Origin of the sequence: Nitrospira sp., from assembly GCA_029194665.1 — a bacterium.
Classification (GTDB): Bacteria; Nitrospirota; Nitrospiria; order Nitrospirales; family Nitrospiraceae; genus Nitrospira_D.
In genome coordinates this window covers 298,114-321,240 of sequence record JARFXO010000006.1, presented here as the reverse complement: position 1 = coordinate 321,240, position 23,127 = coordinate 298,114, and the positions used below count along the sequence as shown (strand labels likewise).

Annotated in this window: 20 protein-coding genes; 6 read left to right on the top strand and 14 right to left on the bottom strand. The window is 58.9% G+C overall.

Translation table 11 applies throughout. The features are described from left to right. On the bottom strand, nt 1-399 hold the full coding sequence (locus P0119_19620; GenBank protein MDF0668261.1) for a type II toxin-antitoxin system VapC family toxin: 399 nt from the start codon (nt 397-399) through the stop codon (nt 1-3). Further along, nucleotides 396-623 (bottom strand): antitoxin family protein, encoded by a 228-nt coding sequence (locus P0119_19615; protein ID MDF0668260.1) that lies wholly within the window; start codon nt 621-623, stop codon nt 396-398. The genes P0119_19620 and P0119_19615 overlap by 4 nt, the downstream gene beginning before the upstream one ends. 94 nt (nt 624-717) lie before the next feature. Here P0119_19615 and P0119_19610 point away from each other — a divergent pair, with 94 nt between their 5' ends. Then, on the top strand, nt 718-1,038 hold the full coding sequence (locus P0119_19610) for a hypothetical protein (GenBank protein MDF0668259.1): 321 nt from the start codon (nt 718-720) through the stop codon (nt 1,036-1,038). On the opposite strand, the gene P0119_19605 is transcribed toward P0119_19610, so the two are convergent. After that, nucleotides 1,031-2,920: a multicopper oxidase domain-containing protein gene (locus P0119_19605; GenBank protein MDF0668258.1), complete on the bottom strand. Its 1,890-nt coding sequence runs from the start codon at nt 2,918-2,920 to the stop codon at nt 1,031-1,033. The genes P0119_19610 and P0119_19605 overlap by 8 nt on opposite strands. Nucleotides 2,921-3,628: 708 nt before the next feature. On the opposite strand from P0119_19605, the gene P0119_19600 reads away from it, so the two are divergent. From P0119_19600 to P0119_19580, 5 genes are all read left to right on the top strand, one after another. Beyond that, the gene (locus P0119_19600) at nt 3,629-4,792 is read left to right on the top strand and encodes an efflux RND transporter periplasmic adaptor subunit (GenBank protein MDF0668257.1); all 1,164 of its coding nucleotides are present in this window, start codon (nt 3,629-3,631) and stop codon (nt 4,790-4,792) included. Continuing rightward, nucleotides 4,789-7,971 carry a multidrug efflux RND transporter permease subunit gene (locus tag P0119_19595; GenBank protein ID MDF0668256.1) on the top strand — a complete coding sequence of 1,061 codons (3,183 nt, stop codon included), beginning with the start codon at nt 4,789-4,791 and terminating at the stop codon, nt 7,969-7,971. The genes P0119_19600 and P0119_19595 overlap by 4 nt, the downstream gene beginning before the upstream one ends. A 77-nt stretch (nt 7,972-8,048) precedes the next feature. Beyond that, nucleotides 8,049-8,462, top strand: coding sequence for a hypothetical protein (locus P0119_19590; protein MDF0668255.1), 414 nt, complete (start codon nt 8,049-8,051; stop codon nt 8,460-8,462). Between the two features lie 5 nt (nt 8,463-8,467). Then, complete coding sequence (locus P0119_19585) at nt 8,468-8,914, top strand: VOC family protein (GenBank protein ID MDF0668254.1); 447 nt, start codon at nt 8,468-8,470, stop codon at nt 8,912-8,914. A 122-nt stretch (nt 8,915-9,036) separates the two neighbouring features. Beyond that, on the top strand, nt 9,037-9,909 hold the full coding sequence (locus P0119_19580) for an MBL fold metallo-hydrolase (GenBank protein ID MDF0668253.1): 873 nt from the start codon (nt 9,037-9,039) through the stop codon (nt 9,907-9,909). A 5-nt stretch (nt 9,910-9,914) separates the two neighbouring features. Here the strand turns inward: P0119_19580 and P0119_19575 are convergent, their stop codons facing one another. The 11 genes from P0119_19575 to P0119_19525 all read right to left on the bottom strand — a co-directional run bounded on the left by P0119_19575 (nt 9,915) and on the right by P0119_19525 (nt 23,110). Further along, a complete protein-coding gene (locus P0119_19575) occupies nt 9,915-11,615 on the bottom strand; it encodes a cation:proton antiporter (GenBank protein ID MDF0668252.1) in 1,701 nt (566 codons plus the stop codon). A gap of 210 nt (nt 11,616-11,825) precedes the next feature. Further along, nucleotides 11,826-12,743, bottom strand: a complete 918-nt coding sequence (locus P0119_19570; GenBank protein MDF0668251.1) for a universal stress protein — start codon at nt 12,741-12,743, stop codon at nt 11,826-11,828. Between the two features lie 174 nt (nt 12,744-12,917). Then, nucleotides 12,918-13,241, bottom strand: a complete 324-nt coding sequence (locus P0119_19565) for a Na+/H+ antiporter subunit G (protein ID MDF0668250.1) — start codon at nt 13,239-13,241, stop codon at nt 12,918-12,920. 4 nt (nt 13,242-13,245) lie between these two features. Then, complete coding sequence (locus tag P0119_19560; GenBank protein MDF0668249.1) at nt 13,246-13,515, bottom strand: K+/H+ antiporter subunit F; 270 nt, start codon at nt 13,513-13,515, stop codon at nt 13,246-13,248. After that, nucleotides 13,509-13,994 carry a Na+/H+ antiporter subunit E gene (locus P0119_19555; protein ID MDF0668248.1) on the bottom strand — a complete coding sequence of 162 codons (486 nt, stop codon included), beginning with the start codon at nt 13,992-13,994 and terminating at the stop codon, nt 13,509-13,511. The genes P0119_19560 and P0119_19555 overlap by 7 nt, the downstream gene beginning before the upstream one ends. Beyond that, entirely contained in the window at nt 13,991-15,538 is a 1,548-nt protein-coding gene (locus P0119_19550) for a monovalent cation/H+ antiporter subunit D (protein MDF0668247.1), read from the bottom strand. The genes P0119_19555 and P0119_19550 overlap by 4 nt, the downstream gene beginning before the upstream one ends. Beyond that, nucleotides 15,535-15,891, bottom strand: a complete 357-nt coding sequence (locus P0119_19545; GenBank protein MDF0668246.1) for a Na+/H+ antiporter subunit C — start codon at nt 15,889-15,891, stop codon at nt 15,535-15,537. Before P0119_19545 ends, P0119_19550 begins: the two co-directional genes overlap by 4 nt. Further along, on the bottom strand, nt 15,891-18,671 hold the full coding sequence (locus P0119_19540) for a monovalent cation/H+ antiporter subunit A (protein MDF0668245.1): 2,781 nt from the start codon (nt 18,669-18,671) through the stop codon (nt 15,891-15,893). The genes P0119_19545 and P0119_19540 overlap by 1 nt, the downstream gene beginning before the upstream one ends. An 18-nt stretch (nt 18,672-18,689) precedes the next feature. Beyond that, a complete protein-coding gene (locus P0119_19535) occupies nt 18,690-19,565 on the bottom strand; it encodes a universal stress protein (GenBank protein ID MDF0668244.1) in 876 nt (291 codons plus the stop codon). Nucleotides 19,566-19,609: 44 nt separating this feature from the next. Continuing rightward, the gene (locus P0119_19530) at nt 19,610-22,336 is read right to left on the bottom strand and encodes a cation-transporting P-type ATPase (GenBank protein MDF0668243.1); all 2,727 of its coding nucleotides are present in this window, start codon (nt 22,334-22,336) and stop codon (nt 19,610-19,612) included. A gap of 111 nt (nt 22,337-22,447) precedes the next feature. Next, nucleotides 22,448-23,110, bottom strand: a complete 663-nt coding sequence (locus P0119_19525; GenBank protein ID MDF0668242.1) for a response regulator transcription factor — start codon at nt 23,108-23,110, stop codon at nt 22,448-22,450. Nucleotides 23,111-23,127: the final 17 nt, after the last annotated feature.

Below are 23,127 nucleotides of genomic sequence, written 5' to 3'. Positions count from 1 at the left end.
CTAGAGTGATTCGATAAGAAGTCCCTCGATGAGAGTAAAATGGCGCCGATTGTTTGTCAGCACCTTCAGCCCGTGGCGGAGCCCTGTAGAGCCGATGAGTAGGTCAAAGTCACCTGTCATCTTCCCTGCAGCGCGGAGGCGTCCACGGTGGTGGCCAAAGATTTTGCAAGTCTCGTCATCGATACTGAGAACCGTGACCCCACGGAGAAAATCATTCAAGGCGCGTTCGTTGCCCGCTGGATTGGAGGAGTTGTAGACGCCTTCGTACAGTTCGGCGAGCGAGACAACCGACACCGCACAGCCTTCATCACGCAAGGTGTTCAGCCGGCTGACGATATTGGGGTGACCGTTCAGATAATGAATAATCCAGTCTGTGTCGATAAGATACCGAGAGGTCATAGGCTGGGGATTGGTCTCGTAGAAACCAGCCGATCGGCGTAGATATCGCGGATCAGCGCTTCGGCGTCGAGTGTGCCTTTCCACTGCCCTGCGCTACGCTGAAAAGCCTCGCGATCGGTTGGAGCGAGAATGGTCACCATGACTTCTTGGCCTTCCGGCAGGTTGATCCGTTCCAGCGGTTCGATGATGCCGCCCTTGACGCGGGCACGGATGGGGTTGCCCATAAGAGTCCTCCCTTGGAGGGATGCTCCAAGTGGTTCACAGTATAGGGCGCTTGATGTACTTGTCAATTTATCGGTACAGATTGGGAGAAGCAGGATGGTGGCTCTGACCATCAAGGATGGTCCGGAGCCGTTGGTGAAGCCACTCAAACAACAGGCGAGTGCTAAGCATCGAAGCCGGAATGTTCAGGTCATCTCGTATCTCGAACAGATGACGCACGGCGCCTCAGTGGATGCGGATGCGTTGTTAGCCCGTGCTCGGGCGATTCGTCACATGCGGCCATCGACGAAATCGTCAAAGCCTGTCAATGAGTATAGGCTTGGCTATAACATTTCGCTTCGAACCCTCTCGGGTACCATTTGGCAAGGAACCGGCCGCACACATCTCGCCAGGCCTGTGAAGTTGAGCATCATCTGAGATCCGGTTGAATCGCCATGCTCAACCTCCTATCAAAGTTTGTAGCAGGCGCGTTGGAAGTCGTAGATTGTCGCTGGACGCGGATGATGTTCATCATGCCCAAATCCTCGTGACCCAGGATGTGGCAATGAAACACGAAATCGCCGATGTCAGGCCCACGAAAGTCGATCCGGAGCGTGACACGAGGATACGGGTGGCTCGGGTCGCCATCCCAGTGTGGAACTTCGATCGTGTCGAGGAATTGTCCGGTGATCCCCGGCGCCGGCGCGCTGCCGTTCATTTCAAAGTTACTTTGCGCTTCCACCAGGAAGTGAACCTGGTGCAAGTGGAATTCGTGGTTTTCCAGCGTACGATTTTCCACAGTCCACTCTTCCACCGTTCCTTGGGTCGCAGTAATGGCAGGTCCTGCATTCGGGTCAAACACCTTTTTGGGCTGCCCTTCTACAGCCATAAAGAACTCTGTCGGTTGGATCTCATCGAAAAACAGTAGCCGTCTTGCGGTAACAGACGCAGCGACCAAACCGGCGAACCGTGTCAGTTTGGGATTGTACGCCTCGAAATGGCCGACGCGGTCATCCTCGGCAGGTTCGTGATGCCCGTGAGCCCTCACATGAATGTTCAAGAGGGGCCGATTGGGAGCATCGTCACCGTCGGTTCCCGTGTTGATATTCTGGGTCACCAACTGCGCCACTTCACAGTGGGCAGGGGGGGCATTCACGATAAATTCTACCCGCGACGCAGGCGGCAGACGGAAGTGTGTCACCTGAATCAGGCTCCCAGGCTGAGCCCCATCCTGGGAGTTCACCGGTACCCCGTCAATTGCTACTATATCGATGGGTTGCGGGATGCTGTCGAACCGCACTTGGAGATCCAGAATGCTGTCCGCAGTAGAGTTGGATACACGCCAGAACTGCCGCTCTCCCGCTTCCATGTGAAGGATGGCAGGGGTATAGGTGGTGCGACCGGTTGTCGTGTCCGTCGTGGCGTTTGTAGAAATATGGTTGACCGTGAGGTCCTGGAACGGGATGCCATTGGGGTCTCCCCCTACGCCTTCCGGCAAGCCTTGGATCGTCGGCTGGTCCCGTATCATAAGGATTCGATGACGCAGATGCGCAACGGCCGGTTTGAGGTTTTCAATTCCGTCGACGACCAGGGCTCCGGAGGCGCCACCCAGAACTGCTTGTTCCGATAGTCCGTGCACATGGGGATGATACCAGTACAGACCCGGTGGCTCGTCGGCAGGAATAGTGAGCCTATATTGGAACGTCTGGCCGGAATTAATGAGGGTCTTGATCACCTCATCGGAGTGGCATGTGGGTGACGTGTTGGTGCCATGATAGTGAATGTTCAGCGATGCCCCTGTCATGTGGGCGTGACCAGGGCCACAGTGTGGCGGATTGAGCCGCATAAGTCCCGATTGCGCCGGCGTATTGTTGGTCACGGTAATGATTAACTGGTCCCCGGGCTTCACATGCAGCGTCGGGTTTTCAAGACCGCTCGGTGTCATAAAGCAAAACAACGATCGGTTCGCCATGTCGGTTCGGGTTTGATAGGAAAATCGGACGACCAACAGGCCATCGTGGCTAAAAAGCGCCGGTGGCTGATGTACGACACTTCCAGGAGCGAATCGAGGGCAAGGATTCTCCACTGGTGGAACCGACTCCAAGAGAGGGGTGCCAGGAAGAAGCTCACCAGCCGACATCGTAACTTGGGCGAAGGCAGAGGCAGGGATCGTCGCGAACATCATGACGCCAACCACAATCTTCCAGCTGTAGAAGAGATTCAGGCAACCGCCGACGATAGCCTTGAGCGACGACACCAACGGTCTGGCGCAGTCCAGGCGGACGGAGCCGGTGGACCTGAGCAGAAGCCACATTCGCATCGAGATACTCCTTTCGGTTGTGGCTCTGGACTCGCGGTCTCTGGCCTGGCGAGAATTGAATGTCTTAGAACCTCAAAATAAGACTCCTTAGGAAATTGAGCGGGTAATTGATGGCATCGCCGAGTGAAGCAAGCGTGATGCCAGTGAACGGAACGAAGGTCGGTTTATATTTCGAGATGATTTGTCCCAGTGAATCTGCTTACGGTTAAAATAGATTTCTTCGGATCTCAACAAACGTTTGTGACAATTATGACATGGCATGCATAACTGACACAGTGGACGCATGCAAGCAGAATGACGGAAGAGTCAGGAGCTGGTAGGATTGGCGGCTACATGGCTGTGAGCGACGAGATCAACCTCAGCACCGAGCATAGTAAGGTCCGGACGAATATGGACTAGAGCGATAACTGAGGAGTTCATGCTATGGAATCGATCGGATTCATTGGACTTGGCAAGATGGGTAGCGCAATGGCCGGCAACCTGCTTAAGGCGGGCTTCATGCTTTAGGTCTACAACCGCACGCCTGAAAAAGCAACGGCCTTAGTTGCACAAGGAGCAGAACCGGCCCATGAACCCAGCGACACCGCCCAACCCGGCGACATCGTGATTACCATGCCCTTGACATCTCATGCTTGCTGAGTGGATTCTCACCGCGTGTTGTATGTCATGAAAAACGTCTTGCGAACTAAGCCGATACCGATGAGGCTCGTGATTGGCGTGCTTTTCGTCGTCGGAGCAGCCGGCCTGTTCGGCTGCAAGGGCGAAGCCGGCTCTTCCGCGCCTCGTCCGATCCCCGAAGTGCAGGTCGTTGAAACTTTTGCTCAGACTCTTCCCGATGAACCGGAGTTTATCGGGCAAGCCGAGGCGTCGAGCATTGTTGAGATTCGCCCGCAAGTCACCGGCATCATCAAGCAACGGTTTTTCCCCGAGGGTCGCGACGTCAAGCAAGGTGATCGTCTCTACGAGATCGATCCTGTGCCCTTCCGGGCGGCATTCGTGAGCGCGAAGGGACGAGTTGCGCAAGCCGAGGCGCGGCTCGTCCAGGCCAAGCAAAATCTGGCGCGTGTCAAGCCGTTGCTCGTGGAGCAGGCCGTCAGCCAAAAGGATGTGGACGATGCGATTGCGGAAGATCTTGCCGCGCGGGCCGCGCTGGAAGCGGCTAAAGGGGATCTGGTCAAGGCCAAGTTCGATCTGGACAATACGCTGATCGTGGCTCCGGTCGACGGCTTGATCGAGCGAACGCGTTACTACCAGGGGCGGCTAGTCACCGCGCAGACGGATCTCCTGACGGTCATTCATCAAGTCGATCCCATGTATGTGATCGTGAGCGCGCCGGAGAGTTTTCTCCTCAAGCGACGGCGGGACACCCTGTCGAAGCGGATTCAGCACCCGGGAATCTACAAGTTGACGGGCACCATCATCTTTGTGGACGGAACGACCTATGCGCATGAGGGAGTGTTGGATTTTGCTGAAATCGGGTTGCAGGTTCAGACTGGTTCCCGGCAAGCGCGGGTGGTGTTCCCGAACCCCGACCGGGTGTTGTTGCCCGGCCAGTTCGTGACCGTGCGCTTTCACGGAGTGTCGAAACCCAATGCCATCCTTGTTCCGCAACGTGCGGTCCAGCAGGGACCAAAGGGCGCGGTCGTCTATGTCGTCGGACAGGGTGACCAGGTAGAAGTCCGAGACGTGAAGGCGACGGATTGGCAAGAAGACCGGTGGCTCATCGAGGAAGGGCTCCGTGCAGGGGAACGGGTGATGGTGGAGGGATTCCAGCGAGTCGCTCCCGGCGCCCAGGTCATGCCCGTTACGGTTGCCTCAACGACACCAAAGACGCCTCCATCGTCGGTCGGCAGCGCGAAACAGGCAAAATGAACCTCGGGTTTTTCATCGATCGGCCGATTTTTGCCTCAGTTCTTTCCATTGTACTCGTGGTGATAGGGCTCGTGGCAATGTTGGCCCTGCCCATCGCTCAATTTCCTGAAATCACGCCCCCGGTGGTGCAGATCGAAGCCGACTATCCCGGTGCGAGCGCGGAAGTCGTGGCGGAATCGGTCGCCCGCCCCATCGAGTTGCAGCTTCCCGGGATCGATCACCTTCTCTATTTCGATTCGACGAGCACGAACGATGGTCACATGACCATCAAGCTGACCTTCGAAATCGGCACGAACGTGGATATTGCGCAGGTCCAGGCACAGAATCGCCAGAAGCTTGCCGAGCCGCAGCTTCCGCCGGAAGTCATTCGTCAAGGAGTGACCGTTAAAAAAATGTCGCCGGATCTGCTGACGGTCATGGTGCTGAATTCAGACGATCCGCAGCAAGATGCGCTGTTTCTCTCGAATTTCGCGATCCTGCGCATCCTCGACAATATCAAGCGCTTGCCCGGCGTCGGCGATGCGCTGGTCTTTGGACAACAGAACTACAGCATGCGTCTCGTCCTTGATCCAGTGCGTATGGCGCAGTTGGGTCTGACACCGACCGACATCGCGAATGTCGTGCGCGAACAGAACCGTGACTTCCCCGCCGGAACCGTCGGGCGGGAGCCCATGCCGATCTCCACGGAGCTCACCCTCCCGCTCTTTGCCGACGGACGCATGTCCGACGTGCACGAATTCGAGGATATGATCGTTCGAGCAATGCCGAACGGGTCGATGGTTCGTCTCAAAGATGTCGCGCGGGTCGAGTTGGGGGCGCAATCCTACGTGCTCGAGGGCCGTTATAACCGCAAACCCACCGCGCTGCTTCTCACTTTTCTGTTACCCGGTGCCAACGCCCTCGACACGGTCAAGGGAATTCGCGGGGAAATGGAGAGGCTGAGCAAGATCTTTCCACCCGGCGTCACCTATGACATTCCGTACGACACGACACGCTTTGTCGATGTCTCCATCAAGGAAGTGGTCAAGACCTTAGGGGAAGCCATGATCTTGGTGGTCCTGGTGGTGTACCTCTTTCTTCAAAGCTGGCGCGCCACATTGATACCCGTCTTGGCGGTTCCGGTCTCGCTGATCGGAACCTTTGCCGGGATGGCGGCCCTGGGATTTTCGATCAATACCCTCACCCTCTTCGGTTTGGTGCTCGCCATCGGGATTGTGGTGGATGATGCCATTGTGGTTGTGGAAAACGTGGAGCGCCACATGGCGAATGGACTGTCACAGAAAGATGCGGCCAAGAAGGCCATGGAGGAGGTGGCAGGCCCCGTGATCGCCATTGTGCTGGTGTTGTGTGCGGTCTTTGTGCCGGTGGGATTTCTCGGAGGGATCACCGGGCAATTGTACAAACAGTTTGCCATCACGATTGCGGTCTCCGTCGCGATTTCTGGGTTCGTCGCACTGACGCTGAGTCCGGCCCTCTGCGCACTCGTGCTGAAGCCGAGCCATGGGCGACGCAAGGGCTTCTTCGGACTATTTAACCGGCTGTTCGAATGGGTCCAGATTCGGTACTCGACAAGCGTGGGTTTCACGTTGAAACACATGGTGCTCTCGCTCGCGCTCTGTGCGGTCGTGATCGGTGTCGCAGTGAAATTGTTCACGGTGATTCCCATGGCCTTCTTGCCGGAAGAGGACCAGGGATATTTTATTACCGTCGTTCAGCTCCCGGATGGGGCGTCGAAAAAGCGGACGGACGCAGTCGTCGATCGAATCGAGCAGTACTACCATACCCTGCCAGCGGTCTATGGGACACAAGCGCTCTCGGGACAGAACTTCGTCTTCAATACCAGGGGAACCAATACGGCGACCGTCTTCGCGCCTCTCAAACATTGGGATGAACGGAAGAGCAAGCCGGACCATGTCAAGGCGCTGATCGGAGGCGCGTTCGGAGAGTTTGCGAAGATCCCCGGTTCGTTGATCCTGGCGTTTAATGCTCCCTCGATTCGAGGCCTGGGCGCCACCGGCGGCTTTTCCGTGCAACTGCAAGACCCGAGCGGTGGGGATTTTAAGCAGTTCGGCGCGCTCGCTCAGGAGTTCGTCGAACAGGCAAGGCAGGACCCGGCGATCGGGGCGGTCAGTACCAGTTTTCGCGTGAGCGCACCCCGCGTGCACGCCAAGATCAATCGAGAGAGGGCCAAGGCGCTCGGTGTGCCCATCTCTGAAGTGTTCGACACGCTGCAGGCCTATTTCGGCAACCTGTACATCAACGATTTCGTAAAATTCGGCCGTGTCTATCGGGTCCAGACCGAAGCGGAGCCTCAGTATCGATCGCGCCCGGCCGATATCAGTAAGATTTACGTTCGGGCAGTGAACGGCCGAGAACCGACGATGATCCCCCTCGACACAGTGGTGACGACGAGCTATTCCAGCGGGCCTGACCCCGTCACTCACTTCAATGGATTCAATACCGCCCTTGTCCTGGGTTCAGCGGCGCCGGGCTACAGCTCAGGCCAGGCCCTCGATGCGTTAGAGCGGGCGGCGCAAGAGGTCTTGACCCCTCAGGGGTTCGATCTCGATTGGAGCGGCATTTCTTATCAGGAACGTAAAGCCGGCTCTCAGTCGGTTGTCGCGTTTGGATTCGGCTTGCTTATGGTGTTTTTGGTGCTGGCCGCTCAGTACGAGAGTTGGACCGTCCCGTTTGCCGTGATCCTGGCCGTACCGTTCGGCGTGTTCGGCGCCTTGTCGGCGGTCTGGTTGTCGGGGATGGCCAACGATATTTATTTCCAGATCGGCCTCGTCACACTGATCGGGCTCGCGGCCAAGAACGCCATTCTCATCGTGGAGTTCGCGAATCAACGGTACCAGCACGGCCTCCCGTTGAGAGATGCGACGATCGAAGCGGCCAGCCTTCGGTTCCGTCCCATCCTCATGACCTCATTGGCGTTTATTCTCGGTGTGGTGCCGTTGGTCGTGGCCGGTGGAGCAGGGGCGGCCGGTCGTCATTCGATCGGGACTGGTGTGTTCGGCGGCATGATCGCCGCGACGATCCTTTCCGTCTTGTTTGTCCCCTTGTTCTTCATGCTGATCCGAAGGTTGGGCAGGCCTGTTACCGGACCTGTCCAACGAGAGAGAATCAGAGAAGACCGTACCGGACTTGCTTCGGTGCCCGCGCAAGGGGAACTTTGAAATGCGTATCGTGAGAGACGAGCGATGAGCTTGGATAAGAAATTCTGGAAGTAACCAGTAAGGAAGGAGACGGGAGCTTGTCGAGTTCGGACCGATCACGCACGCATCTGGACGATCTTTTTCGTGCTCTGCTTCGTCTGCACAAGGCCTTGCTGGACAACGAGCGGGTGTCCTATGAGCGCGTGCATGGACGTATCCCGTCCAACGGAGCGCTTTTGCAGCTGGTATTGAACGATCCCTGGTTCGCCTGGTTGCGGCCGCTGTCCCAACTGATGACCAAGCTCGACGAACTCAGTGAAAAGAATGACCCCTCAACCCCTGAGGAAATCTCAGCTCTGCTTGCTTCTGCACAGAGGCTCCTCATGCCGACGGAAGAGGGGGAGGGATTCGGTAGACAGTATCACGACGCACTGCAACGAAGTCCCGATGTCGGGCTGGAGCACGCGACGGTCAGAGCATTGCTGAAGCAGTCCGTCCAGAACAAGGGGTGAATCAAATGAAAGCCCATTACCTTGGTCATGTTGTGTTCTATGTGAAGGATCTCGAACGCTCGTTGGCGTTTTATCGTGATCTGCTGGGATTTAAGGAGGTCGGGCGGATCTTCAACGGAGCGGCGGCGGCACTGAGTTCCGGTCGTACGCATCACGAATTGCTGTTGATCCAGGTCGGCGATGCGCCCGGGCCTCCACCGGGCAGGCGTCGCGGGCTCTATCACGTCGGCATCAAAATCGGAGACAGCCTCGATGAGCTGCGCCAGGCCAAACGAGAGCTGGAACAAGCAGGGATCTCGATCGACGGCATGAGCGATCACACGGTCAGCCAGAGTCTCTATCTCAAAGATGCCGATGGGAACGAGGTGGAACTCTACGTGGATGCGGAGGAATCGGTGTGGAAGAACGACCCGGCAGCGGTTGTGTCGCCCATCAAGCCGCTGTATCTGTAATCCTGATGTGGAGACAAGAGGCAGCAAGCGAGAAGGCTGGTAGTCGCTCAGCTCAATCCGGCGAATACGATCTAACGGGGCGTGAGGCCGAGGCCCTGAATCATCTGTAAGGAGAGAACGGCATGTCGATCTCGAAATGGTTCTTCTTTGTGTTGATAGTCGGATGTCTGTTGTTTGACGGTCAGAGGGTGTTTGCACAACAGTCTCCGCCCGATGATGAGGTCACCGAGCTGGCCGAGGACGTCTATCTGTTCCGGCATCACTTTCATCAATCTATTTTCATCACGACGCCGAAGGGCGTGGTCGTGACCGATCCGATCAGTTCCGATGCGGCGGCCTGGCTCAAGGCCAAGATCGAGACCCTGACCGATCAGCCGGTCCGTTATGTGATCTACAGCCACCACCACGATGATCACATCACCGGCGGCAGCGTCTTCGCCGATCAGGCATGCTTCGTCAGCCATGCGGCGGCGCGGGAAAAAATTCTCCAAGCAGCGGATCCGAACACTCCGGTCCCGGACCTCACCTTCACCGACCGGATGTCGATCGACCTCGGGGGGAAACATGTCGAGTTGATCTATACCGGGAAGAACCACTCGGATAACAGCCTCGTCGTCCTGCTCCCACAAAACAAGCTCCTCTTTGCCGTCGATTTCATCCCGGTCGAGACGGTGGCCTACCGCACGATGCAGAGCGATTATCCGGACGACTGGATCGAATCGCTCAAACAGGTCGAGCAATTGGACTTCGAGACTCTAGTCCCAGGCCACGGCAAAATCGGGAAGAAGGAGCATGTGCGACAATTTCGCGGCTACCTGGAAGACCTCAGAGCGGCCGTGGAGGAGCAGGTCCGCAAGGGGGCGAGTGTGGAAGAGGCGAAAAAAACTGTGCGGCTTCCCAAGTACGAGCAGTGGCAGCGCTACGCTGATTGGTTCCCGGAGAATGTGGAGGGGATGTACCGGTACCTCTCGCAGCAGCGGAAGGAACGTCGCTGACGAGATTAACTCGATTGCCGCTTCGTTTCCATGGGTTGCCGGTATTGTTCCACATAGTCCAGAATGCGGTCCTTCGGTACTCCGAACCAGGCCAAGGCATGTCTGATGAGTGTTGCCGACGCCTCGACTTCAGGCTGAATCACCTCGGCTGCACCAACCGTACCAAGTCGTTCCGCTTCCGCTGATCCATGTGCTCGAGCTAAGATCGGGACTTTCGGATTGAGGGCGCGGAGGCGGCGCACTGTGAGCGCGGCAGATTCAATTTCAGGCAGTGCTACGATGATCAGAGACGCATCCTCCGCTCCGGCCTTTATGAGCAATTCGCGGTGGGAGGCGTCTCCATAGAGGCAGGCAATGTGTCTGGCCTGCAACTGGCGAATGGTGTCGGGATTTCGGTCGATGACCACGTAGGGAAGACTGAAGGTCTCCAACGCTCTTCCGAGCGAGCTGCCGACTCGTCCAAATCCACACAGGACGACATGTTGTCGGAGCGGGTCGCCTTCCGGCGGCCAGGGCGCCATGTCGTGCTGATCATGGGCGAGCCGTCTCCGACCTATCCACCCAGGTACATACCGGACGAGAGCCGCATTCATGAGAATGGTGATGACGGAGGCGGCAAGCGTCGCATTGTAGACTTCGCTGCCGACATGGCCTGCCCCTTTTGCAACCTGCACCAGGACAAACGAGAATTCGCCGATTTGGGTGAGACCGATCCCCACCAGGCATGCCGTGGGCCAAGAGTAGCCAAACATCCGCACGATGGTTGTCCAAATCGTGAACATCCCGGCCACGATCAAGCCGATCATGGTGGCAAGGAGAGAAAGGTTATCGATGATCACGCGTGGGTCGATCAGAATGCCGATGGTCACGAAGAAGAGCGCGACGAAGGCATCGCGTAGCGAGAGCAGCCTGGCCAAGGTTTCGTGCCCATACTCTGATGCGCTGATAATGAGGCCGGCCAGGAAGGCTCCCAGCGCGAGGGACAGTCCGACCATCTGCGTGACGGCGGCGGTCCCAAGGCTGATGGCCAGTGTCACGAGCAAGAACAGTTCATGGTTTTGTGTCCTGGCGACGTGCGTCAAGATCGGCGGGATGACTTTGGCGCCCAAGTATCCGACCGGCGCTAGGATCAGCATCGCCTTCGCAAAGGCTTTGCCGATCACGAGCAAGCGCCCCGAGTCGAATTCTCCGAGGGCCGACATGAGCACCGTCATGACGACGACCGCAACGTCTTCCACCAGGGCAATACCGATCATCACCCGTCCGTGTTTTGAACGAAGTTCACCTCGATCGACGAGGAAACGGGCGAGAACCATGGTGCTCGCCATAGAAGTCACTGCTCCGATCACGATGCTTTGGGTCGTCGACCACCCGCTCAAGGTCCCTACCAGTAGGGCCAACCCGATGGACAAGAGAATGCCGAGCGGACCGCCGGCGAGGGCGACCCATTTGACGCGCATCAGGTCCTTCACGGAAAACTCAAGTCCGATCGAAAACATCAACAGAATGATGCCGATCTCCGCAAAGAGATCGAATGTGTGAGATTCCGAGATAGTAGGTCCCGGTGTAAACGGACCGATGGCGATACCGCCCAGGACGTAGCCAAGAATCAACGGCTGCCGGGCAAGCCGAGCGAGTATGCCGCCTGCGACGGCGGCAAGGAATACCGTGGCGAGGTCTCTAAAAAATACGGGGTCGGGCTGCACGGAACACCTTTGTTAAGGGGACTCTCTTCGCCGATCGGCCCGCCATGGTCGATTGAGGGCAGGCCGCAAGACTGGGGAACGAAAATACCACAGACGAGGTGAACAATGTCGCCACCTCATCCATGAATTGTGTGTCCTGATGTCAAAATGTCTCCGGATTAGGGTTAACTTGTACTTCTGGAGAGGGAGGGGAACGCCTCGTGCCGTTGGTCATTTAAACGGTTTTTTCGCTTGAGCCTTCACCACGAAGACGGGACAGGCGGCTCTTCGAACCACAGCTTCGGCAACACTGCCCAGCATGAGTCGCTTCATGCCGCGACGGCCATGGGTTCCAACGACGATGAGGTCAACGTTCCTGCGTTTCGCCTGATCGAGAATGACTTCAACCGGATTTCCCGTGATCACGACCTTGTCGGTGATGACCTCATCTGCTTGGGACGCCGATATAATCCTCTGGAACTGTTGAGCATAGCGCTTCCGCGAGAGTTCATCGATGTGGAGCGGACCAGCCTGCAAGGAACCTGAGGGCTCGGCGGCATGGACCAACGCCACTTGCCCGTTCAGCCGTTTTGCCAGCACGATCGCGGCACGAAGCGCAGCCTTCGAAGAAGCAGAAAAGTCCGTTGCTACCAGGAGACGAGATAGGCTCAGCCGACGCGGATTGACGGAGGTACGGGAAGCAACAGACGCATGGACCGTGAGAACGGGGCAAGCCGCCCAGCGTAAGGTGCTCTCCGCAACACTGCCTAACCGGAGTCGATCCCAGCCGGTCTTACTGTGAGTTCCCATGACGATAAGGGCAACGTCAGGACTCTGTGCAACATCCAAGATGGAATTCTGAGGAATGCCCACCACAAGTCTGTGATCGGCCATGAGGCCGTTCTCGTTCGCAAGACGCACGATCCGGCCCAGCTCAAGAAGCGCCTTGGTCTTCAAGGAGTGAAGGGAACGGCGCGCACCCGGAGACCAGTGCTCGAAGTCCGGAGGGGCCTTCACGACATGGAGGATCGTGAGACGGAGATTCAACAGGAGGGCAAGTTTAAAGGCATACGGGACCGCCAGTTTCCCCGGCTTCGAAAAGTCGGTTGCCACTAGAATCGTTCTCCTTGGATGCGCTGCGGTCCTCATGGCCTACGCCCATTCCACAGTCATTACGTGCACCAACATGACGACGGCACTGTTACGGACGGCGCCGTCATGCTCCAAGACTGCATCGTGGAGGGCTTTTATAGTTCACCCGTTTCGCTCAGGTCAATTGCCGAGAAGGGGTGCCTGTCGTACCCTCGAAGGCAAGTCTGCGGGCTAGTGGCGTAGACCGGGGAAATCTTCCGGCAGCGGCGCGCGCGAGGGGAGACGCCGTCGCAGGGCGGCCTGTCCCACCAAAAAGGCGCTCACCGGCGCGGTGATGAACAAGAACAGGGCGATGAGCAGCTCACGGAGGCTCAGGCCGTCGGGGATGGAGGACAGGACCGCGGCCAGCAGCATGCCGCCCACGCCCAAGGTCGTGGCCTTCGTCGGGCCATGCAGTCGCATGAAGAAATCCGGCAAGCGAATGAGCCCGATCGCGCCGACGAGAATGAAGACGCTGCCGACCAGCAGCAGCACAGATACAACGATGTCGAGCATGTGGTTACTCTCCAATGTTGTCGCGGGCAAGATAGCGCGCCAATGCCACGGTCGCAACGAACCCGATCATCGCTATCAGGAGCGCTGCTTCGAAAAACACGGATGTTGATTGATGGATGTCCAGAACGATCAGTAGCGCGATGGTGTTGATGTACAGCGTATCGAATGCCAGAACTCGATCGGCCGGATCAGGGCCGCACAGCAGACGCAAGGTACAGCATATGATCGCGAGCGCGATGGAACCGAAGGCGATATAGAGCGCGACGGTCAGCATTCCAACATGTCCATTATCGGGCGCTCGTAACGCTCCTTGATCCTCGCGACAAAATGCTTCTCGTCTTCGAGGTGGAGCACGTGCAGCAGCAGGGTGCGGGAATCCGGTGAAAACGCGATGGACAGCGAGCCGGGAACGATGGACACGACGCTGGCAAACAGCGCGATCGCATGCGGGTGAGTCACGGCGAGCGGGACGTGCACGAAGCCCGGCCGCAGGCGCGGGACCGGCCCGAGCACCAGGCGCGCGACCGCAATGTTCGCCAGCACGATATCCCACGCCACCAATCCGGCGAGGCGCAAGGCGGTTCCAGTCGAGCGGATTCCAGGCAGTTCTCCTAAGAACGACGCCGTGATATGCGGGATGGCGATCGCAAGGACGAGTGCCAGGGCGAGTTGAGCCGGCGACAGCCCGGCCAGGGTCAACCAGCAGGCTGCGAGTGACAGCGACAGCACAGGGAATGGAAACACCTTGTTCACCGGAGGTCTCCCGTTGTATGAGGCCGGACAAGACCATCTCGTTGAGGTCCGAGGACCGCATGGACGTACGAGGCCGGCGAGAGCAGTTGCGCCGCCGTTTCATCGGTGTAACGCTTGATCGGAGCTGCAAACAGGACCAAGAGCAGACTGCAGGTCGCGAGCGCCCCCAGCGCCGTCCATTCGCCGGCGCGTGGGGCATGGGCCGGACCGACGGGGAGCGGTTCCGTGACATTCCAAAGCACGATGCTGCCTGCTCGGGAGCAGCTGATCAAGGTGAGCACGCTCGTCATCAGGATTACTGTCCATACCAGGACGACGCTCAGCCCAGTCGTCGTACTTTGCAGAATCATGAGCTTCCCCAGGAATCCCGATGAAGGCGGGATTCCGGCCACCGTCGCACCGGCGAACAGAAAGGCCAGGCCCAGCGGCGCCGCCTGCCGCAGCGGCGGTCCAGGATGAAGCTGGTCTCTCACTGCTCCGCGGCTCCGTCCGAGCAGATCGGCGACGAGGAACAGGATGGCGATGGCGAGGGTGGAATGCGCCAGATAATAGAGCGCGGCGGCGAGGCCCTTGCTCCCACCGTCCGCCACGCCGGTCAGAATCGTGCCGACCGACGCAATGGTGAGATACGCCGTCAGGGTGGCAAGGCGCTGGGCGCCGAGCGCGCCCAATGTCCCGAATGCCAGCGTGAGCAACGCAACCGGCATGAGCCATGGGGAAGTCAATTCCATGACGGCGCTTTCTCCCCTGGTGAAGATCAGCGTCGTGATGCGGATGATCGCATAGATGCCGACCTTCGTCATGATGGCGAACAGCGCCGCGACCGGGGCAGGCGCATTCGAATAGACGGCAGGTAGCCAGAAGTACAGGGGGAAGAGGGAGGCTTTGATGGAAAACACGCCGAGCAACAACAAGCCGGCGGCTCGCACGAGCCCCACGTCTTCGGCCCGTACCTCCGCGACACGTTCGGCCAGATGTGCCATGTTGAGCGTTCCCGTGATGCCGTACAGCAAGCTGGCGGCGATCAGAAATACGCTGGAGGCCGCGATGTTGATGGCGGCATAGTGCAGGGTTGCGCGCAGTCGCTCCACAATCAGGCCTTGCAATGCGAGGCAATAGGACGCGATCAACAGAATTTCGAAGAAGACGAAGAGATTGAACAGGTCTCCCGCAAGGAACGCCCCGTTCAACCCCGTCAACTGAAACAGAAAGAGAGGATGAAAGTATTGTCCGCGCGTATCCCAGCCTTGCACCGCATAGAGCAGCACCGCGAGGGCGAGCAGCGCCGTCAGCAGAAGCATGAACGCGGAGAGTCGGTCGGCGACCATCACGATTCCAAAAGGCGCCGGCCAATTGCCGACCTGGTAGACGAGCGGCGTACTGGATTCAGCTTGCGCCAGGACGGCAATCGCCGTTGCGAAAAGACCCAGCGTGGCTGCCGCACTGAGTGCGCGCGCCGTAACCATCGTCGCGCGATGCAGGACGAGGAGCAGCGCAGCCGCGAATGCGGGCAGGACGATCGGCAACGCGAGCAAGTGATTCATGGCTTACCTGCCGGCCTGGAAATCGTCGCCGGTTCAGCGCCGTCCACATGATCACTCCCTGTCTGATGCCAGGTGCGTACTGCGAGCGCCATGAGAAAACCGGTCATGCCGAAACTGATGACGATGGCCGTCAACACCAGCGCCTGCGGTACGGGGTCGGCGTATCCGGCCGCTTCCGGTGAGAGGATGGGTGGGACGCCCGAGGCCAGCCTTCCCATGGTTAGGATGAACAAGTTGACGGCATAGGAGATCAGCGAGAGACCGAGCACCACCGGGAACGTGCGCCCGCGCAGAACAAGATACAGACCGCAGGCGGTGACGATCCCAAGCCCGATGGCGATCATCAACTCCATCACATGACCTCGCCGGTTGAGGCCGGCTTGCGCCGGGCCTGCCCAAGGGCGCTCAATGTCAGGAGCGTCGCCCCGAGCACCGCCATAAATACGCCGAGGTCGAACACCGTGGCGCTGGCGAGCGGAATCTCTCCCAACAGCGGGACATGCTGATGGCCGACCGCGCTGGTGAGAAACGGCGCGCCCGCAAGCATACCGGCGAGACCCGTCAACCCGGCGAGCAACAGGCCGGAACCGAGCAGGATTCTGAAGTCGATGCGTATGCGGGTCAGCGTTTGCTGCAGGCCCTCACCCATGTACTGCATGATGAGCGCGATCGCGACGACGAGCCCCGCGAGAAATCCGCCGCCCGGCTGATTGTGGCCCCGCAGGAACAGGTAGATGGCTACAAGGAGTGTAAAAGGCAGCAGCAGTCGCGCCGCCACCGCGAACATGATGCCGGTCGCTTCAGATGGTCTTGTGACGGCAGGCCGCTCGACGCGCAGCCCTGTCGTCACTATCCAGGCTCCCAGCGCAGCCATGCTTAGGACGGTGATCTCGCCGAACGTATCGAAGCCGCGGAAGTCAACGAGCAGCACGTTCACGACATTACCCCCGCCCCCCCGCGGCAGGCTGTTTGCGAGAAAGTACCAAGTGATGGATTCCTGTCCGCGCGTCAGGACAGCCCAGGATAACGCCGCGACGCCGGTACCGGCCGTGACCGCAAGGACGGCATCGCGAATTTTGCGCCGCCGCGTTGACTCGGCGGCCGTCGACTGCGGCAGGAGCGCCAGCGCCATGAGCATCAATAGGGTCGTGACGACCTCGACGGCGAGCTGTGTCAGCGCGAGGTCCGGAGCGGAAAAATAAGCAAAGGCGATCGATACGGCCAGACCGACGACGCCGGCCAGTATGACGGCCACGATCCGCTCGCGATGAAACCAGACGGCCCCGAGCGCAGCCGCGATTCCCGCACTCCACGCGACGAGCGCAAGCGGCATCACCGAAGTCGTCTCCGCGTCGCCGGCCTCGAACCCAAACTGCAGGAACGGCCACAAGCCAAGTCCGATCACCGCCGCGATGGTGAATGCGAGATAGCGCTGGAGCGAGCCGTTCTCCATCCAGTTGGTAAGGCGACCCGCGACGCCGATGAATCCATCATAGGCGTGCTGAAAGAGCAGTCGTCCTGTGTAGTGCGCCGGTACGTGCAGGTGCAGGTCGTAGCGATGACGCAGCAGCCAGTAGATCACCGAGCCGCCGACGAGCGCGATCGCACTCATGACCAACGGCGGTGAGAACCCGTGCCACAGTGCGATGTGATAGGGCGGCAGGGAGTCCCCCACCACCGCCCTCGCCGCTACGTCTACGAATGGAGCGACGGTATAGCCGGGCAGCACGCCGACTGCGATACAAACGACCGCCAGAATCTCGGCCGGTACCTTCATATAACGAGGTGGTTTGTGCGGCTGATGAGGAAGGTTATGCGGCTCGTCGAAGAACACATCGTGGATGAACCGCACGGAGTAGGCGACGCTGAACATCGAACCCAGCACGACGGCGAACGGCGTGATGTCATCCAACAATAGCAGGTCATGGAGGTCGAGCGCCTCGGCGAAGAACATTTCTTTGGAGAGAAACCCATTGAATAAGGGCACACCGGCCATCGCCGAGGCAGCGACGATGGCCAACACAGTCGTCTGCGGCATCTGACGCCAGAGCCCGCCCAGCCGCCGCATGTCGCGGGTTCCGCACTCATGATCGATGATGCCGGCCGCCATGAACAGCGAAGCTTTGAAGGTCGCATGGTTGCCGACATGGAACACGGCGGCCAGCGAGGACATCGACGTGTCGAGACCCAGCAGGAACATGATGAGACCCAGATGGCTGATGGTCGAATAGGCGAGCAGTCCTTTCAGGTCGTGCCTGAACATCGCCACATAGGCGCCAAACACCATCGTGGTGAGGCCGACGGTGGTCGTCACGTATTCGAAGACGAGATTTCCGCCGAGCAGGGGGTAGAGTCTTGCGAGCAGGAACACGCCCGCCTTCACCATCGTGGCGGAATGCAGATAGGCCGACACAGGAGTCGGCGCGGCCATCGCAGCTGGCAGCCAGAAATGAAACGGAAACTGCGCCGATTTCGTAAACGCGCCCAGCAGCACCAAGCCGAGCGCGACATTGAACTGAGGATGATTGTGGATCGTCTCCCGTGCCGTGAACCAGACGGACAGCTCGAAACTCCCCGCGATGTTGCCGATGATCAACATCCCGGCAAGCAGGGCGAGTCCGCCGCCGCCGGTGACGGCGAAGGCCATGCGCGCGCCCTGTCGAGCCAGAGGGCTGTGAGTCCAGAAGCCGATCAACAGGAAGGACGAGAGGCTCGTCAATTCCCAGAACATCAGCAGCAGGAGGGCGTTCTCGGAGAAGATGATCCCAAGCATCGAAGTCATGAACAGCATGAGCAGGGCATAAAATCTGCCGATGCGGTCCTGCGCGGACAGGTAATAGCGCGCGTAGAGAATGACGAGCAACCCGATACCAAGGATCAGCAGCCCGAACATGAGGCTCAGCCCGTCGAGTCGGAACGAAAAATTGAGCCCGTGGTCAGGCAGCCACCGCCAACTCTGGAAAAACTGTTCGCCTGCCAGGATGGTCGGCGCTTCATGGGCGAGCAGCGCAAGGCTTACGGCGGTCGGCAAGGCGGCAGCCCATGCGGCGGCGGAGAAACCGCGACGCTGCGCGAGCAGCGTCGCGGTAGTTCCGGCGAGCAAGGGAAGTAGAATGATGATCGGCAACGTCATGGCGGGAAAACGAGGGCGCTAGGCCCGTTCTTGGACGACAAGCACATCACATTCCGAGCGGCCGAGGACATGATGTGTGGTGCTTCCAAGGAACAGGTCTTCGATCCAGGATTGACCCTGTTTGCCGATCACGATGAGGTCGGATGAGAGCTCCTCTGCTTTGGCTAAAATCACAGGAGAGGGATCGCCGCGTTCAACCGCACATGAAACTCGATCCGCATCGATATGGGCTTCACGGATCAGCTCCCCGATTTGCTTCTCTGCCGCCCGCTGTTCCTCTTCGCCGTATTGGCGGATGTCGTCCTCCGACGCACCGACAATACGGAGTCTCCCTTCAAATGGAACGTTGAATATGTGAAGGATCGTCAGGCGGGCGTTGGGCGCGATCAGGCTCGCCGTCGTCAAGGCGGAGGCAGAGTAGGAGGAAAAGTCGACCGGCACGAGCACCCGCTGATATCCTGTCTTCGGGGGGTGTTTCGTTACGAGCATCGGTCGCTTGCACGTGCTGAGCAAGCGTTCTGCCGTCGTGCCGAGAATCAGATCGTGCAGGGAACTCTCACCATGAGCACCCACCACAAGCAGATCCGCGGACTCGGTCGCCGACAGGATTTCGGTCACGGCTTGGCCGATCCTGACGTCGGTACTCCCCATCACCCCTGTCTTACGGCTGATGTCTGCGGCTACTTCGGTTAACATGCGTCCGGCATCGTCGATCAGCTTGGCTTCCACGTCGGTCGGTGTCTGCGACAATTTTCGCGCATCGTTCAAAGCCGATCGGCTCATCACATGCAACAGACTGAGATGCGCATGCTGTTCCTCGGCAATCATGGCGGCGCGTTCCGCAGCGTACCGAGCTTCATCAGAGAAATCGGTTGCTGCGATGATCGTCCTCATGTTTTAGGCTCCTGCTTCAAGGGCAAAATCAGCCGATCGCTCGGTCAGACAGACGCGCGATGAGCGGCGCTTCTGGGGAAGTGCCGAATGATCACTTTCTCCACTTCGGCGAACGTAAAGACGAACGCTCCCACCAGCACGACCTTGAGCCACTCCTCAAACGTCAGGTGGGTTGAGTGAAAGATTACCTGCATCGGACCAGTATGTACATAGGCAATCTGCAGCAGCGCACAGGCTGCAATAACAATCAGGACCCAGCGATTGCCGAAGAGCCCTTCCCGTGAAAGCACGGATCCGAGGATGTGGCGACTATTGAGCAGATAGAACATTTCCGTCACCACGATCGCACTGACGGCCATGGTACGAGCACTTTCCAGGCTTGCGCCCCGGTCCAGCTCCCAGAAAAATAGTCCCAGCGCTCCCGTCATCATCAGCAGGGACACCATCAGGATCCGCCACACGAAAAACCAGGAAAGCAGGGGCTCCCGCGGGTCGCGCGGGGGCCGCTGCATGACGTCGGACTCGGGGAGCTCAAACGCCAAGGCAAGACCGAGCGTGCTTGAAGTCACCATGTTGATCCAGAGGACCTGCGCAGCCGTCAGCGGCAGCGTCAGCTCGAACAGGATCGCGGCCGTGACGACCAACGCCTCGCCGCCATTGGTCGGCAGCATGAACAGGACGAATTTCTTGATGTTGTCGTAAATGCCTCGTCCTTCGCGCACGGCGCTGCTGATCGTGGCGAAATTGTCGTCGGCGAGTACCATATCGGCCGCTTCTCTGGCGGCATCGGTGCCTTTCAACCCCATGGCCACGCCGACGTCCGCTCGCTTGAGGGCCGGTGCATCGTTGACGCCGTCGCCGGTCATGGCCACCACGTGGCCCGTCGCCTGCAACGCATGGACCAGCCGCAGCTTGTGTTCAGGGCTCGCGCGCGCGAAGACATCGACATGGGGCACAATCGAGCGCAGTTGCATGTCGTCCATGGTCTCGACGTCGGCGCCCGTCAAGGTCGCCTGATTGTGACCGACGCCGAGACGGGATCCAATGGCGCGCGCGGTATCCGCATGGTCGCCGGTGATCATTTTGACCCGGATGCCGGCGAACGCGCATTCCGCCACCGCCGCCGTCGCTTCATCCCGAGGCGGATCAATGATCCCCAGCAGAGCGAGGAGCGTGCATCCGGTCTCAACGTCTGAAAAACTCAGACCATGCTGGATAGGCGGAGCCTGCTTTTCAGCGACGGCTAGAACGCGCATGCCCTCGCCGGCTAAGGCCTTGGCTCGTCCATGCCAGTAATTCTGGTCAATGGGCAGATCCTGACCGCCGGCCCGGTACCGGTCGCACATGTCAAGGACACGTTCTGGAGCTCCCTTCACGAAGATGAACCCGTGGTGTTCGTGATCATGGTGAAGCGTCGCCATGAATCGGTGCTCGGACTCGAAGGGGATGGCATCGGTGCGAGGGAGAACGGAATGTTCCGATGCCGGATCGATGCCCGCCTTAACGGCCAACGTCAAGAGCGCTCCCTCCGTCGGATCGCCTTCGACTTGCCAGTCTCCGTCGTGGTTGCGGAGCCGTGCGTCATTACAGAGAAGGGCAGCGCGTAAGGCACCGATCAACTCAGGATAGTCGTCGACCGACACGGCGACGCCCGTCAGATGAAATCCCCCATCGGGCGCATACCCAACCCCGGTCACTTCGAATGCATAGTCGCCGACGGCGACCGATTGGACCGTCATCTCATTCCTGGTCAAGGTGCCTGTCTTGTCGGAGCAGATGACCGTTACGGAACCGAGAGATTCGACGGCCGGCAGATGCCGGATGATGGCGTTGCGTCTGGCCATGCGACGGACGCCGAGCGCCAGCGTAATGGTCATGATCGCGGGAAGTCCTTCGGGAATAGAGGAGGCTGCCAAAGCCACGACCATCATGAACATGTCATCGGCAGCATGACCGCGCCAAAACACGCCGATCAAGAATGTGACGACGGTCATTGCTCCAATGACGATCGCCAGCCAACGACTGAATCCCGCCATCTGGCGCAACAAAGGAGTGGTCACTTCCTGGACCTGCTCCAGCATCGAGCTGATGCGGCCGAGTTCGGTTCGAATGCCGGTCGCGATCACCACCCCGACCGCTTTTCCGGACGCGACCAAGGTCCCTGAATACAACATGCAACGACGATCGCCCAGCGCAGCATCCACCGGCACCGGTGCTGGTACCTTCTCCACTACGTGGGACTCACCGGTCAGAATTGCTTCATTCACATGCAGGTTTTTCCCTGAGATGAGACGCAGATCAGCGGGCACTTTGTCGCCTGACGCGATGACCACGATGTCACCCGGTACGACAGTCTCAGCCTCTATCTCGATTCGTTCCGTGTCGCGAAGGACCGTCGTGTGGAGCGACAGCATGCTGCGGATCGCATCGAGGGCGTTCTCGGCCTTGCCTTCCTGGATAAAACCGATGACGGCATTGACGATGACGGCTGCGAAGAGCACCGCCGCGTCGATCCAGTGGCTCAGGAACGCCGCGATAACGGTCGCCACCAACATCATGTAAATCAGCACGTTATGGAACTGAACGAGAAAGCGTAGCCAGGCCGGCCGCTTGCGTGGCGGCGGAAGACGGTTGGGCCCCTCGCGCGCTAGACGCCGTTGCACCTCCGCAACAGTCAGTCCGCAATGTTGATCTGTTTCCAACCGCTCGACGACATCCTTGACGTCGAGGTGATGCCATTGGACCACATCATCTAGTTCGTGTTTCGCCATCACTTCTCCTTATCATTGCCAGATTGGTCGATCTGCGCAAGGCCGATCCCGACCAATAGCGCACTGGTGCCCTGTACGTACGACCGAGGTCATGGGTGACATGGCACTGCTTTACGTATTGAAAGGTTGGTCGCTGGCGAGACCTTGCACAATCGCGAAACGCATCAACTCCGCCGTGGTGTGGATATCCAGTTCTTCCATGAGGCGGGCCTTATGGAACTCGATGGTCTTCACGGATACGTTGAGCAGGGTGGCGATTTCTTTAGTCCCTTTCCCTTCGCCGATCAATTGCAGGACTTCGCGTCGGCGGGGGGTCAATTTTGAGACGGAACGTTTAAAGAGTGGAACACGTTCGGGATTCAACGTGCGCTCCAGCACCGGCTTGGCGATCGAGGGGGTGAGATAGTGCTGTCCTTGCAGAGCGGCCTCGATCGCCAGCGGCAGCTCCATGGGAGCCGAGTGTTTGAGCAAATACCCGCTCGCGCCGGCGTGAAACGCTTCGGTCGCGTAGGTCGGACTGGTCTGCATGGTGAGGAAGATGAGTTTCGCGTTGGGACAAAGCGTTCTAATCTGACGTGCGGCATCGATCCCGTTCAGCAACGGCATGGCAATGTCCAAGATGATCAGGTCTGGTTCAAGACGCTGAGCCGCCTCGACGAGCGCACGACCGTCTGAGGCTGTCCCGACAATCTCGCAGGTGTTTTCAAGCAGCTTGTGCAATCCGGCCAGCATCATCTTGTGGTCATCGGCCAAAAGAACTCGCGGACTGTTCAACGGATCATCCCTCCCTA